Annotated in this window: 17 protein-coding genes; 5 read left to right on the top strand and 12 right to left on the bottom strand. The window is 34.3% G+C overall.

Translation table 11 applies throughout. The annotated features are described in order from the left end of the window. Positions 1–230 precede the first annotated feature (230 nt). Positions 231–1,331 (top strand): DUF4407 domain-containing protein, encoded by a 1,101-nt coding sequence (locus LNP23_RS06685; RefSeq protein ID WP_230004349.1) that lies wholly within the window; start codon positions 231–233, stop codon positions 1,329–1,331. A 330-nt stretch (positions 1,332–1,661) separates the two neighbouring features. Here LNP23_RS06685 and LNP23_RS06690 read toward each other — a convergent pair whose 3' ends face one another. The 8 genes from LNP23_RS06690 to ruvC all read right to left on the bottom strand — a co-directional run bounded on the left by LNP23_RS06690 (position 1,662) and on the right by ruvC (position 7,389). Continuing rightward, positions 1,662–2,366, bottom strand: a complete 705-nt coding sequence (locus LNP23_RS06690) for a PH domain-containing protein (protein ID WP_230004350.1) — start codon at positions 2,364–2,366, stop codon at positions 1,662–1,664. Between the two features lie 71 nt (positions 2,367–2,437). Then, a complete protein-coding gene (locus LNP23_RS06695; protein ID WP_230004351.1) occupies positions 2,438–2,809 on the bottom strand; it encodes an MmcQ/YjbR family DNA-binding protein in 372 nt (123 codons plus the stop codon). Between the two features lie 4 nt (positions 2,810–2,813). Further along, positions 2,814–3,875, bottom strand: a complete 1,062-nt coding sequence (locus tag LNP23_RS06700) for a DUF4421 family protein (RefSeq protein WP_230004352.1) — start codon at positions 3,873–3,875, stop codon at positions 2,814–2,816. Between the two features lie 93 nt (positions 3,876–3,968). Beyond that, positions 3,969–4,322: a DUF4260 domain-containing protein gene (locus LNP23_RS06705; protein ID WP_230004353.1), complete on the bottom strand. Its 354-nt coding sequence runs from the start codon at positions 4,320–4,322 to the stop codon at positions 3,969–3,971. Further along, positions 4,319–4,720, bottom strand: coding sequence for a GNAT family N-acetyltransferase (locus tag LNP23_RS06710; RefSeq protein ID WP_230004354.1), 402 nt, complete (start codon positions 4,718–4,720; stop codon positions 4,319–4,321). Before LNP23_RS06710 ends, LNP23_RS06705 begins: the two co-directional genes overlap by 4 nt. A 54-nt stretch (positions 4,721–4,774) precedes the next feature. Then, the gene (locus tag LNP23_RS06715) at positions 4,775–5,551 is read right to left on the bottom strand and encodes a cyclase family protein (protein ID WP_230004355.1); all 777 of its coding nucleotides are present in this window, start codon (positions 5,549–5,551) and stop codon (positions 4,775–4,777) included. Between the two features lie 87 nt (positions 5,552–5,638). Beyond that, a complete protein-coding gene (gene hemW / locus LNP23_RS06720) occupies positions 5,639–6,772 on the bottom strand; it encodes a radical SAM family heme chaperone HemW (protein WP_230004356.1) in 1,134 nt (377 codons plus the stop codon). Between the two features lie 62 nt (positions 6,773–6,834). Next, entirely contained in the window at positions 6,835–7,389 is a 555-nt protein-coding gene (ruvC, locus tag LNP23_RS06725) for a crossover junction endodeoxyribonuclease RuvC (RefSeq protein ID WP_230004357.1), read from the bottom strand. Between the two features lie 170 nt (positions 7,390–7,559). On the opposite strand from ruvC, the gene LNP23_RS06730 reads away from it, so the two are divergent. Together LNP23_RS06730 and LNP23_RS06735 are read left to right on the top strand one after the other, a co-directional pair. Then, positions 7,560–8,504 (top strand): lysylphosphatidylglycerol synthase domain-containing protein, encoded by a 945-nt coding sequence (locus LNP23_RS06730; protein ID WP_230004358.1) that lies wholly within the window; start codon positions 7,560–7,562, stop codon positions 8,502–8,504. Then, on the top strand, positions 8,501–9,604 hold the full coding sequence (locus tag LNP23_RS06735) for a glycosyltransferase family 2 protein (RefSeq protein ID WP_230004359.1): 1,104 nt from the start codon (positions 8,501–8,503) through the stop codon (positions 9,602–9,604). The genes LNP23_RS06730 and LNP23_RS06735 overlap by 4 nt, the downstream gene beginning before the upstream one ends. Before the next feature lie 223 nt (positions 9,605–9,827). Here the strand turns inward: LNP23_RS06735 and LNP23_RS06740 are convergent, their stop codons facing one another. Both LNP23_RS06740 and LNP23_RS06745 read right to left on the bottom strand, forming a co-directional pair. Continuing rightward, the gene (locus LNP23_RS06740) at positions 9,828–10,313 is read right to left on the bottom strand and encodes a hypothetical protein (RefSeq protein ID WP_230004360.1); all 486 of its coding nucleotides are present in this window, start codon (positions 10,311–10,313) and stop codon (positions 9,828–9,830) included. A gap of 48 nt (positions 10,314–10,361) precedes the next feature. Then, positions 10,362–10,592: a hypothetical protein gene (locus tag LNP23_RS06745; RefSeq protein ID WP_165579382.1), complete on the bottom strand. Its 231-nt coding sequence runs from the start codon at positions 10,590–10,592 to the stop codon at positions 10,362–10,364. A gap of 201 nt (positions 10,593–10,793) precedes the next feature. Between LNP23_RS06745 and LNP23_RS06750 the strand changes: the two genes are divergently transcribed. Continuing rightward, a complete protein-coding gene (locus LNP23_RS06750) occupies positions 10,794–11,294 on the top strand; it encodes a DUF456 domain-containing protein (protein ID WP_047777758.1) in 501 nt (166 codons plus the stop codon). A gap of 284 nt (positions 11,295–11,578) precedes the next feature. Then, positions 11,579–12,178 carry a DUF937 domain-containing protein gene (locus LNP23_RS06755; RefSeq protein ID WP_047777760.1) on the top strand — a complete coding sequence of 200 codons (600 nt, stop codon included), beginning with the start codon at positions 11,579–11,581 and terminating at the stop codon, positions 12,176–12,178. 86 nt (positions 12,179–12,264) lie between these two features. On the opposite strand, the gene LNP23_RS06760 is transcribed toward LNP23_RS06755, so the two are convergent. Together LNP23_RS06760 and LNP23_RS06765 are read right to left on the bottom strand one after the other, a co-directional pair. Then, positions 12,265–13,173, bottom strand: a complete 909-nt coding sequence (locus LNP23_RS06760; protein WP_047777762.1) for a pseudouridine synthase — start codon at positions 13,171–13,173, stop codon at positions 12,265–12,267. Between the two features lie 194 nt (positions 13,174–13,367). Further along, positions 13,368–14,324 (bottom strand): geranylgeranylglycerol-phosphate geranylgeranyltransferase, encoded by a 957-nt coding sequence (locus LNP23_RS06765; RefSeq protein ID WP_230004361.1) that lies wholly within the window; start codon positions 14,322–14,324, stop codon positions 13,368–13,370. Positions 14,325–14,369 lie beyond the last annotated feature (45 nt).

The following is a 14,369-nucleotide window of genomic DNA, read 5'->3' on the forward strand; positions in this document are numbered from 1 at the left end:
TGGTTTGATTTTAGTTGCGAAACTAAAACCTTAGTATTATTAAACACACGGAAAAAAATTAACATAGTGTTATGATTTCCAGTAAAAAGGAAAAACCTATTAAAGTTAAAATAACATTTCATTTGTAGGATTTAGAAGCGAATCAGACAAAAACAAATAGACTATTTACATGAGAATCAAAAAATTGGCGCTAAATTTGCCGTATCAATCACAATCAAAAATCATCAATCATGTTAAAGCAATTTTTTATCCTTTGTTCAGGAGTCGACCGAGACCTTCTGGACGGTTGTTCAGAAGGTGAACAAACCAAATATGTAGGTATTGGAGCTACCGTTTTTTTTACCGCAGTTATGGCTTTTCTGGCCAGTGCCTATGCACTTTTCACCGTTTTTGACTCTATTTATCCGGCCTTAATTTTTGGATTTGTCTGGAGTTTACTAATTTTCAATTTAGACCGTTTCATTGTTTCGACCATCAAAAAGAGAGATCGTTTTTTAGACGAATTTCTACAGGCGACACCTCGAATTATGTTGGCCGTTATTATTGCAATTGTAATTTCGAAACCATTGGAGATTAAAATTTTCGAAAAAGAAATCAATACGGTTTTATTGAAAGAAAAAAATGAAATGGAATTAGCCAATAAAAAACAAATTGGAACCTATTTCAAATCAGATTTAGACAAAAATAAAGCAGAGATTGCAGCTTTAAAAGGAGATATTGTAAAGAAAGAGAAGGAAGTAAACGCCTTATATTCAACCTATATTACCGAAGCCGAAGGAACTACAGGAACCAAGAAATTAGGGAAAGGTCCGGTTTATAAAGAAAAACGAGAGAAACACGATGCTTCTTTAAAAGAATTTGCAACCCTAAAAGCAACAAACGAAGCTAAGATTGCAGAGAAAGAAAAAGCCGGAAAACAACTTCAGGCAGATTTAGATAAAAAGGTTTCACAAACGCAGCCAATCATTGAAGGTTTTGATGGTTTAATGGCGCGTATCAACGCTTTGAATAAATTACCTTGGCTACCGTCATTTTTTATAATGTTGTTGTTCCTGGCGATCGAAACTTCACCGATTATAGCTAAATTATTATCTCCAAAAGGAGAATTTGATTTTAAACAAGAAGAAGCCGAAACAGCGATCAAAGCCACTTTATCACAGAACAAATACCAACGCGATTTATTGGTTAAAACCAATGCTCAAATGCACGATAAGGTGTATGCAGACATTGCAGAAGACAAACAACTTTACGACCTGCAAAGAAAAAAAGCCACAGAATTGTTAGAACTGCAAGCGCATAATTTTGTTGAGAAGCAGAAGGCAACTCTTTAGCGTGGTTTAACCGCAAGGTTCGCGAAGATTTACGCAAGGTTCGCAAAGGTTTATTCAAATCTGTTAAACTAAGAACTATGATCTTTGTTACTATGAGCTTTTAAAAAAACTAGCTACAATTTTTTGCCACAGATTAGAGGATTAACACAGATTAAAAAAATCATTTTAATCCTGTAATCTGTGGACATTTTTTTTGAGTATTGATCTCACATTAATACGGTATAAATGAAAAATAAAAAGCCCAACATAATATAATGTTGGGCTTTGCCTTTTTTTAACCTTTGCGAGCCTTGCGTAAATCTTTGCGTCCTTTGCGGTTAAGCAAATGTGCTACATATAACTCAAAATTTCTTTCTTAAACGTATCGTATTCCCCCTGCATGATTAATCCGTTGTCTAATAATTTTTTATAATTCTGTAATTTATCGAAAAGTTCTTCCTTAGACAATTCGCTTAATTTACGATCTCCTGCTGGTGCCTGAGGCTGAATTGGCTCAAAAGTTTCTGTAAAAGAGGGAGTAGTAGCAGGCATAATTTCTGCAAAACTAGTTACTTCTTCCGTTTCAATTTCTTCGATTTCTTCTTCAACTTCAACTTCTTCTGTTTGAATAGTTTCAACTACAGGAGTTGCAACAACCGGATTTTTTAACAGGTCCAATTGCTCTTTAGCGTAAGTAAAGATTTTTCGAGCCTGAATTTTAGGAATATAATCGATAGAAACCTGAATATCTGTTTTAGTAGAAAAAGAAAACTCTGAGCCTAGAATGTTTTCTTTTACAAAAGTCCCGACAATGTCATCCCAGGTGTAATCTGTAAAATCCATAGAAAGACCTAAGTTTTTAGGTTTACAGATAATGATTCTCTTGTTTGTTAATACAATACTATCAGGAAAAACAGTAATTGCCGGTTTTTTCTGAACAGCAATATAGCCTACTTCTTCGCCTCTCATCATTAAATCGTTAAGCTTAGAAGTGATTTTTTCAATCGCTTTAGGGTCTTGTTCTTCGTTTAAAAACTTTTTAAATTGTTCTTTCATGTGTTATAAGTTGCTAAGTTACAAAGTAACTGAGTTGCTAAGTTTTTTTTCTTACGCTGCAAATGTAATGCCTAATTTTCTAATTCAGTAATTTCGTTTTGAATTTTCTTGGTCAAACTTTTGAAAACCAATTCATAGGAATGATCTATTAATTCTTTTACAAAAGCTGTTGGTAAATTCCCGTTTAAGGTAACCGTATTCCAATGCACTTTATTCATGTGAAACCCGGGATTTATCTCGTCATATTCCGCTCTTAGCTCCTGTGCGCGCTCAGGATCACATTTTAAATTTGCAGCTGGTTCGTTTTTTTCCCATCGTTGTAAAGAGGTTAAAGCAAATACTTTATCACCTACTTTAAAGACTAAAGTATCTTCATCAAAAGGAAAATGTTCCGTTACTCCTTTTTTAGAAAGACAATATTCATAATAAGTTTCCAGGTTCATATTTTTATAGTTTTATTTTTTCTTCAATCTTTTTTGCTGGTTTTGCTATAAAATTGGGAGCGTCAAAACGATACCCAAAATACAACAGACCATATATTTTGTTGTTCTCAATGCTATTTTTTCGATCTTCTTTGTACCAGTTAATATTAAAATTAAAACTGGCTCCAAAAAGAATATGGTTCGAATTATAGCCCATTTTTATGCCACCTTCAAGGAACTGTGTAAAATACGTCTCTTTCTCAATTGTATTTCCGTCTGTATCTGCAGATTTATTTTTTGAAAAACGAACGCCGATAGAAGGAGTTAAGTTAGGCGCAATATAAAACTTTTCGTGAACTATAAAATTATAAAAATAACTCAATCCCAGTCTTATATTATAGTTATCTTCTTTGCTTTTATTTCCGTTTTGATCGAATGAAAAACGGTTGTAATCGTATGTTAAAGTAGGAATAAAACTTCCGGCGCTTTGCTTTTGCCACTCGGTAAAGGAAGTAATGCTTTTGAGCGAAAATTTAGGATTAAAAACATAAGAGGTTGACATGCCAAAAGTTTCATTTTTGAGATTTGGAAATTGCAGATACGGATCTTTTCCTTCTGTCCAATCCGGCACGAAGTCGGCTGTATTCTCTACATAGTACCCTCGGACTTTACTGTATTGAAAGTTTTGCAGCCAATGTCCTAGAAACAAACGGAAGTTGTAATCAGAAAAGGAAGATTTGCCTTTTAGACTATTGTCATTATTTACTCCGAAAAACTTCGGGAAAAATCCATAACTGAAACCAATAAACTTATAATCGACAGTAAGGAATAATTTGTAGTCATTATTAGGAACAATTTTGAGATTCTGACTTTCTTTGGCGGTATAAAAATACGTATCGGTTTGCGTACTCAAATTGGCACGGACCATTATTTTGTCAGGATAATAAATGAAATTTGTAGTGTCCTTTTTAGAATTATTTTGTGCAAACCCGAAGTTGAAGAGGAAAAAAATAAATAACAGACTGCCGTAAGATTGGAATAAACTTAAAGGATTAATTGTAGTATTTAATTTTTCAGCTATTCTCATTTCGGAAAAATGATGTATTAAAGAACAGTCTAAATATAGTATTTTATTACCAAAAGACAATTCGATAGAAGAAAGTTAATAGGTTTTTAAAGTTTAGTTTTTACCAATTTCTCCTAAATGGGTGTTTTTAAAACCGGTTTCGTACTTTAAACCATAACCAAAAAAGCGATCCATTGCAGCGTGAGAAAATAGAATTACTCCGATTAGCTGGGCCACTTCAATCTTTAGATAACAACCTGAAATATAGAACAAAACAGCAATTCCACGATGATGAAATAAATTGTATAAAAAAGCTCCTGTTTTAGCATTAACCGTATAACCCAACATGGATACGTCGGGTGCCAAGATCAGTACTAAAAACCACCACCATTCATAACTCAGAAGACTGAATAAATAGAGGCCAAGTATAAATAAACCTAATTCTTCTAATTTGATAACTGTTTTCATTTGATCACTTTTTCCATCATTTTTTCGGGATGGTCTAATGCTTTAAATCCAAATTTCTCGTATAAAAAATGGGCATCAGTTGTGGCCAATCTCCAGATTTTAATTTCGTTCAGTAACGGTTCATTCATCATTTTCTCAATTAGAATAGACGAATAACCTTTTCCCTGATGTTCTTCAGTAATAAAAACATCCATGACATAAGCAAAAACAACGTAATCGGTTATCACACGTGCAAAACCAATTTGTTTGTCGTCAAGATAAATTCCAAAACAAACAGAAGCATCAATAGTTCGTTGTACCTCTTCGATTGTGCGCCCCGCAGCCCAATAAATGTCTTTTAAAAAGTGCTGAATAAACGGAACGTCAAGTTTGCTTTTATCGGTTGAAACTGTAATCATAATTAATTGTTGATTTTAGATTTTGACTGTAGATTTAAGGCTTCAGATTTGAAATCAGCAATCTGAAATCTGAAATAGAATTGGTTTAGACGGACTCGCATCATTCTCAAACGAAGCGATTTGTAAATTTAGTATATAATCTCCGTCTTTAACTTCATCGGGAACATAAATCATTTCTGTAATGGTAGCTTTTAGTCGGGCATCAGGATTTAAATGAAGCGTGTCTTTTACATTCCAAAATGCTTTATGGGCTAACAATTTTCCTTCGTCATGCTCTCTGTCAACACTTGGTAAATCAATTAATAAATGCTGGATTTCGCTTTCACGAATAAAAACAGCAGCGTCTTCGGCCAAATAAGGCGGATTGGTATTCGAATATTTTCTTGATTTTTTATCCTTTTGATTGGGTAGTGTTCTGATAATTAAAGCCTCCGTTGTCAAATTGCGTGAAGTCGAAAGGTTCATTGCTTTTTGGACTTGCTCTTTAGTAATTAGCAAATCTTCTCCAATTGTTTCAGGTGCAATAGTGATCAATTTTGCCGAAAAGAAAAATTGGGTCAAGGATTGATTGATGCTGTAAAAATCGGTTGTAATGTGTCCCAAACATTCGGTGTGTGTACCGTGTCCGTGTGGGTTGAAAAAAATATTATTGAAATTAGTTGATGATTTTCCTTCCGAAACTTTGCCAATCCAGTCTCCAAAAACTACGGGTTCAATAGTCGGTTTTTCGATGTACCAGGCAATTGGGTTTTCATCGGTATTTGTTAATGGGATTGAGATGTCTATGGGTTTAGATAAGTCAATTTCGAAGTTGTTTATTTTAGCTAACACAGTTGTTTTTTTATGCCGCAAAGGCGCAAAGGCGCAAAATGAAATTACAATTTACTTTGCGCCTTTGTGTCTTCGTGGCTAATTTTCTTATTTCAAATTTAAATAAAATAAATCCGATGCTATCCCATCCGTCAAAAATTTTCCTTTTTGGGTTGGTCTTAAAATGTTGTCAGCAATATAAAGCAATTCGTCATTTAAGAATTTTTGTGCTTGTTGCTTCAGATAATCTAAATATTCAGTGCCAAATTCATCTTTAATTCTTTCGAGAGAAACACCCCAAATGGTTCGTAATCCCGTCATGATGTATTCGTTGTAGCGATCTGATTTTGAAAGAATTTCAGTTTCTATCGGCAGAGCATTATCTTGAATAGATTTGATATACAGTGCATTATTCGCTACATTCCAGCCTCTCTTTTCGCCATCATAACTATGTGCAGAAGGTCCGACGCCAATGTATTTTTTACCCAGCCAATAAGCCGAATTGTTTTTGGAGAAGTAGTTTTCTTTACCAAAGTTGGATAATTCGTAATGAATGAAATTGTTTTTCTGAAGCATTTCTACCAGAATCATAAAGTGATTGGAAGCAACTTCATCCTGGGGTTCAGCAATTTTTCCGGTATCGATAAGTTTCTTCAAGGCAGTTTTGGGTTCAACCGTAAGAGCATAACTTGAAATGTGCGGAATGCCGAAACTTAAGGCAGTTTCAATATTTTGTTTCCACATTTCGTCTGTCATTCCCGGAATGCCATAAATTAAATCGAGGGATATGTTATCGAAATATTTAGTTGCCTCGGCTAAACAATTTTTGGCTTCCGCCGAATTATGAGCGCGATTCATCAGTTTTAAATCCTCTTCAAAAAAAGACTGAATGCCAATGCTAAGGCGGTTTATAAGACTTTTTGATAACTCAAAAATTCGCTCTTTAGACAAGTCATCCGGATTAGCTTCGAGTGTGATTTCCGGATTTTCAGCAACTTTATAATTCTCGTAAACGGTGTCAATCAAAAGTTGTAATTCTGAATTCTCTAAAACAGACGGAGTTCCACCGCCAAAATAAATGGTTTCTACAATTTCATCTTCAAACTCATTTTTGCGCATCCGGATTTCTTTGGCAATAGCCAAAACCATTTCCTCTTTCTTCTTCATCGAAGTCGAAAAATGAAAATCGCAATAATGGCAAGCCTGTTTGCAGAAAGGTATGTGGATGTAGATGCCGCTCATTTTTTTAGTTTGCAGTCCCAGTCTCAGTTTTCAGTTCTGAGACTGAAAACTGAGACTGAAAACTATTTCTTAACTCGTTCCTCATTCTGTTTCACAAAAGCATCCCAACCCGAATAGCTTTGTCCGGCAACAATTTTTCCGGAATTGAAAAAATGACAGACCGCAGCCGCCAAACCATCGGTTGAATCGAGGTTTTTTGGAAGTTCTTTTAAGCCTAAAAGCTGTTGGAGCATTTTGGCAACTTGTTCTTTGCTGGCATTTCCGTTTCCGGTAATTGCCATTTTTATCTTTTTGGGTTCGTATTCTGTAATCGGAATATCCCTTGAAAGTCCCGCTGCCATTGCAACGCCTTGCGCACGACCTAATTTTAGCATCGATTGTACGTTTTTGCCAAAGAAAGGTGCTTCGATCGCAATTTCGTCCGGACTATGTGTTTCGATTAATTCTATGGTACGCTCAAAAATGATTTTAAGTTTCTGGTAATGATTGTCATATTTGGAAAGTTGCAATTCGTTAAGCTGCAGGAATTCCATTTTTTTATTAATGACTTTAATCAATCCAAAACCCATAATCGTTGTTCCGGGGTCAATACCTAATATGATGCGTTCTTTTGTCAAGAGTGTTTTTGTTTCAAGTTTTTTGTTTGTTTCGCCAATTTGGCTTCTAGTCTAATGTCACGTTTCAAGTTTCAAGTTGAAAACGGATAAGGACACATTTCCTCATTTTCAAATTGACACATTTTCTAATTTTCAAATGGTCACATTCTCTAATTGCTTACTTTTGCGCTATGATTTCAATTCCCCACAAAGCTAAACAATTCCTCGTTCTTCTGGCCAAACTTTTGATTGTAGGCGGTGCATTTTATTTTATTTACGATCAGTTGGCGCATAACGACAAACTCGATTGGCAGAAGTTTATTACTTTATTTCGTAAAAACCAATCCGTTTTAGGAATAGCTTTTATTTTGCTTTTGAGTGTTCTGAATCGTTATTTTGAGATTCTAAAATGGCAGAACCTGGCTAAAGTATTGCATGAAATTTCGATAGGACAAGCCACCAAAGAAGTTTTGGCAGCCTTAACCGCCGGAATTTTTACGCCAAACGGAGTAGGGGAATATGCCGGAAAAGCCTTGTTTTATTCGAAATGGGAAGCCAAAAAAGTGGTTTTTCTGAATCTGATCTGTAATGGAATTCAAATGGTTCTGACCGTGATTTTTGGCGTTTTTGGCTTGTTGTATTTCAATGCCAAATACAATGTAATCACCACCAAAACGGTGGCAATACTGTTTGCGGTTTTCTTTTTCTTTTTTATTGTTTTGTTTTCGTTGAAGAAAATAAAAATCAAAGGATACTCCATCGAGAAATTGCTTCATAAGATTAACGAGCTTCCGAAGTCCGTTCATCAAAAAAATATACTTTTAGGGATTTGTCGTTATTTGGTTTTCTCGCATCAGTATTATTTTTTATTTCTGGCTTTTGATGTCGAACTGCCTTATTTTACGCTCATTGCAACCATTGCAGTGGTTTACTTTTTAGCTTCTTCTTTACCCACTTTTCAGTTTTTGGATTTCGCGGTAAAAGGAAGTGTTGCCATTTATTTCTTTGGAATTTTAGGCGTAAATGAATGGATTGTTGTTTTTATCTCGACCTTAATGTGGTTTTTAAATGTGGTTTTGCCGGTTATTTTAGGCAGCTATTATGTGTTGAATTTTAAAACTAAAACCGCAGAATGAGTCTGGCTTTGTTGGTCATATTAGCAATTTATGTGCTAACAATTGGGTGGCTTATTTATGGTTATACCAAAGTAAAGAAGTACAAAGAGAAAAATTTAAAGCCTCAAACGGGTTTTACAATTATAGTACCTTTTAGAAACGAAGCAGATAATTTGCCACATCTTTTAGCAAGTTTTTCAAAGCTCAATTACCCGACTGATTTGTTTGAGGTTATTTTGGTGGATGATCAGTCCAGTGATCATTTTCAGGTTTCAGGTTTCAGGTTTCAGGTTTCGGTGATCGACACGATCAGGGTTTCGGAATCTCCTAAAAAGGACGCTATTTCTACGGCAATGCAACATGTAAAAACTGATTGGGTTATTACTACCGATGCAGATTGTATCGTTTCGGAAAACTGGTTGCTGACTTTTGATAATTATATTCAGGAGAATAGGGTTTCGATGTTAGCGGGCGCGGTTACCTACGATTGTGAGGATTCATTTTTGCATCATTTTCAGCAGTTGGATCTTACCAGTTTGCAAGGAGCAACCATTGGAAGTTTTGGACTAGAAAGAGCCTTTATGTGTAACGGTGCTAATTTTGCATACACAAAAGTTTTGTTTGAAAAATTAAATGGTTTTGATGGCAATAATAAAATAGCGAGTGGCGATGATGTTTTTTTACTGCAAAAAGGAGTAGAATTATGTTCTAACGAGATTCATTATTTAAAAGCGGAAGCTGCGATTGTACACACACAGCCCACGCAGGACTGGAAATCATTGTTTTATCAGAGAGTACGCTGGGCAGCCAAAACAAGTTCGTATCAGAGCGGTTTTGGAAAGACGCTGGGATTGATTGTTTTCTTCGGAAATCTGAGTTTTGTAATCGGAACTGTACTTTTTGTCTTTGGAATCTGGTCTTGGAAGCTTTTTGTTTTGTTTGTCTTTTCAAAGTTCACAATTGATTTTGTATTGCTTTATAGCACAAATCAATTTCTAAGAAAGACCAGAATAAAAAACCTTATTCTGAGCAGTATCTTATATCCCTTTTTTAGCTCGACGGTAGCTTTGTACAGTTTATTCGGTTCTTACGAATGGAAAGAGAGACGGTTTAAAGTGTAGCATTTAAAGGGTAAACATTTAAATCTTAAATCAAGCTGTGTGTAATTTAAACCATGTAAGTAATATAAGTTCATTTAAAGCAATCTTATATTTTCTTAAATGACTTATATGGTTAGAGTATCGTCTTTAAAACAAACAGAGTCTGATTTGAACCATGTAAGTGATATAGGTTCATTAAAGACAAACTTATATTTCTTACATAACTCATATGGTTTAAACCAATTTATTTAGCGTCTTTTGCTTTAATAATTACGGGTAGGATAAACTGGGTTTTTACCGGGATTCCGCGTTTGATGGCAGGATTTACTTTAGGGAAATCGACTAAACGCGCGTGGAGGATACTGTCAATTTTGATTGTGTCGTAAGCAACAGAATCTTTTGGGAATTGAGGCTCAAATTGCATCGTAGCATTAGGGAAAACGGTCACTTTTACTTCAATCGTATCAAGCTCGGGATAAAGGATAGAAAGGGAATCGATGTCTAATTTTTCCTGAATAAGTTGTGCCATTTTTTCGAAGAAACATTGTTCACGCAGTTTTTTATCCGCTATTTTTTCGCAATCTACTACAGAGGGGAATTCATCTACTTCTTTCCAGTTAATCGATTTTAGTTCTTTTTGCAGTAATTCTTTTTCAGACGGAACCTGCTTCTCAAAATATTGACAAGAATTGAAAAGTAAAACGACTATAAAAAGAAGAAGTTGTCTCAAGATTTTGATGTTGAATGGAACTGATTTGATTCGGTTGTAAAAATACGATTATTTTTTTTGGGATGCTTTGTATTGGAGATATTCTTCATAGCTTTTTGAAAGCCATTCTTCTTTGTTTTGTGCTGCAACTTCTTTCTGTTCAGGATATAAAGCCGAAAGGCGATCTGAAAAAGTAGCAATCTGAACGGTATAGTTATAAAATTCTGTTTTGCTTAATACAATATTTGGATCACTCCTGCGATTAAAATACTCGAGGAAAAGCGCATTAAAATCTTTCATAGAAAAATTTAATACTTTTTTCTTATTACTTTTATAAATACTGTCTTGAACTAATTGGTCATCTATTGAAAGTTTTTTGGCCTGTGCGTGTATATTTACATTGCTCATAAAGATCAAAAAACAAAATAAAGATAAGGGCAAAAGTCTTGACATTGTTATAGTTGATTAAATTGCTTGTAAGAACGAATTTACAAAAAAAATATGGATTTAATATTGGTATTACTTGGTTTTGTATGTGTAATTGTTGGTATTTTTGGTAGTTTTTTACCGGTTTTACCCGGATTATCCAGTTGTTGGGTGGGTTTGTTGTTGTTGTACTTAACTAAGGCTGTCGAAAATAATTATTGGCTCTTGGGAATTACACTTTTGATAACCGTAATTATTACCATTTTGGATTATGTTATTCCTGCCAAGGGAACAAAGAAGTTTGGCGGAAGCTCCTACGGAATTTGGGGTACTAATATTGGATTAATAGTGGGGATTCTCTCTCCAATTCCTTTTGGAGTAATTTTAGGGCCTTTTTTCGGTGCTTTAATCGGGGAGCTTATTTATGATTCCAAAAACCATCGTCGCGCCTTAAAAGCAGCAACAGGATCCTTGTTGGGATTCCTTGCTTCGGGATTTATTAACTTCTTGTTTTGCATCATTTTTATGGGGATTTTCATAAGTATTGTATGGCAGAATCGAAGTTTATTGTTTTAAATCTTCATTCAGGATTTAAGCTTTTTCTTATTTTTTTGATTTCCTCAAAAAATATTTTAATTTTCTTTCCTTCTTTTTTTCCTTTGTTTTGATAACGAAAGGGTTATGTTTATTGAGGCTTTTTGCTTTCGATGTTAAATAAGCAGTAAATCCTTTAGTGAATTTTAAACATATTTTTTGAAAATGTTAAAATATTTTATATTTTTATCCAGATAAACGATTAAAAGCCCCACTTTGTCGATTATTTTGAATGGATTTAAATAATTCTAAAAATAATAAATAGTATGACTCCGAACCTACAAATTGAACTTAGACGTTTCATATCTTCTAATGTTGTCTCAAAGTTGAATAAGTTTTATTTTGAAAATGATGCTCTTTTAATAAAGGGAATTGATGTTTCAATAGGTACAGTTCTGATGGGATTGTATAATAAAGCAGAGGATTCGGGTTTCTATAAGCAAATAGTGTCATCGATAGAGGAGGATTCAACATTTTACGGAGAGGTTGATTTTGCCTCCGGTAGAATTTTATCAGTTGACGATTGTTATCGCTTAGAAGGAAATGGTTTATTGAAAGAGATTTTTGCTAACAAAAAAGGACGGATCTCTGAAATGATTTCTAATGAAGTCGGAATCAAAAGTGAAACCGCCAGAGAAATTCTTAATTTTTCAGCACTACTGGTCGTTTCGTATCTTAAGAATAATGTTCAGCTTTTAGATAGTTTAAAATTATTGCTGGAAGAGCAGAAAAGAGATATCTTAAACAGTATTCACCCCGGAATCAAAATAATACTTGGATTCTCCTGTTACGAAACGGTAGACGATAAAAACCAAGCAAGCTTAGGAAGGTCCATTTTTACCCTTTTCGGACATAACTTCTTTTAATATTCCCCTTAGTCAGAATTGTTATAAAATAAAAAATCCCATTTTACAGAAGCAAAATAGGATTTGTATTTTTATTTGAGACGTTACTAAACGTTTTTCAAATTAATGATTTCTTGATCCGTCAGGAAACGCCAGTTACCTCTTGGTAAATTCTTTTTGGTAAGACCTGCAAATGAAACACGATCGATACGTAAAACGTCATAATCAAAATGTTCAAAAACGGCACGAACCACTTTTACATTTGAAGAACGTAATTTAAGTCCAATTTCGCTTTTAGGCTCATTGTCAATATAACTCACTTCTTCTACAAAAACGCGGTGTCCGTCAAGAACTAAACCTTTACTGATTTTTTCTAAATCTTCATATTTAAGGTTTTTATCTAAAGAAACCTGATAGATTTTAGATGATTTCTGACTTGGTAAAGTAAATTTACGAATCATATCAGTATCATTTGTAAACAACAACAAACCAGTTGTGTTTTTGTCCATTCTTCCAATTGGAGCAATTTTAGCTGTAGTAGAACCACGAACTAATTCTAAAACATTACGGTATTCCTGACCTTCGTCAAGAGCAGTGGTAAAGTTTTTAGGTTTATTCAACAAGATGTATTCTTTCTTCTCAGGAGTAAGTGTAACACCGTCAAAGTTTACAACATCATTTAATTTTACTAAATATCCCATTTCAGTAACCGGAACGCCATTTACTTTTACGTTTCCAGACTGAATGTATATGTCGGCATCACGACGTGAGCAAACTCCTGAATTCGAAATATATTTATTCAAACGGATTTCGTCAGCAGCTTTTTGTCTTTTAGGTGCCTGATTTTGTTTTTTAAGTTTTTGTGCCGCTTCTTCCTCCGCTGCTTTCACGGCAGGTTTTACTTTTTTCGGCCCTTGAGCACGCTTTTGCATGGCAGGTTTTGGCTTGTTAGAGTTTGATCTGGAGCTATTTGGTCTAGAACCACCTCTTTTATTATTGCCTTCCTTATTGTTCATAAATTCTGTAATTTGTGCAAAGATAGTTTATTCTTGCTAAATAATCCTAAGTTCAATGTTCTTAGATTGATAGCCTTGTTTTTTTGTTGATTTACCGAGTGTTGTGATTTAGTTTTCAGTCTCGGTCTCCGTTTACAGTTTCATCTTAGATCTTACACGTGACATTTCACATTTTACATCTTCATTATAAAAAATCAAATCTTAAGCAGTAAACTTTTTCCATGCCATAAAACGCTTGGGTTTATCAAAACAATGCAGAAAACCCCTGATACAATTAAGAATTTTAGCGTGTTGTGAAGCAGTAAAAATTGCTCTTTTGTATTTGATTTCCAAAGATAAAGCAGGAAAAAAAGCAAAAAGATGTAACAGACATAGAAGTAAATGTCCATGTAGCCCACATCGTAAATGTTGATTAAAATATAAACGGGTAGTATAGTCAAAAACGTCAGAGCAGTTATGATTTGTTTTGAAACCTTTTCGTTGTATATGATTGGAATAGTTTTGTAATTATTAGCCAGATCTCCTTTCAGATTTTCTAAATCTTTTATCATTTCGCGAATCAATAACAATAAAAACAGAAACATGGCGTGGGCAGAAATTACCGCAAAGTGACTCATGTGGTTTTCAATCTCTTCAAATGATATGGCGTTGTAGAAATAGAGTAAGATGGCAAAAAAGGGAATAACAGCCAGTAAAGCGGCAGTTAAATTCCCGACAATAGGGTATTTTTTTATTTTATGGGAGTAAAACCAAATGAGGAAAATGTAACCGGAAAAGAAGAAAAAAGCCCTCCAGGAAACAATTAGAGCCATTAATGCAGCAATAAAATTCAAAGTAAAATAAACCGATAATTTGGTCTTCTGACTCACCAGTCTGTCCAACATCGATTTATTGGGTCTGTTGATTAAATCTTTCTGACTGTCGTAAAAATTATTGATAATATAACCTGAAGCAATGGTAATAGCGGAAGCAAAAACGATTAAAAATAAGCGAAAATCAAGTAAGATATCTAAAGCCCTTTTTTCGGGAGCCAAAATAAAAATGGCAGATAAATACTGTGCTAAAACAATGATCGGAATGTTGTAACCTCTCACTACAGAGAACAAACTAATAACTTTCATCGCCAAAATTTTATTCTTTCTGCTTAACATTTTTTTGTTAGAGGTTATTGTTTTTTAATTAGCATTAACGGATTT

Origin of the sequence: Flavobacterium cupriresistens, from assembly GCF_020911925.1 — a bacterium.
Taxonomy (GTDB): Bacteria; Bacteroidota; Bacteroidia; order Flavobacteriales; family Flavobacteriaceae; genus Flavobacterium; species Flavobacterium cupriresistens.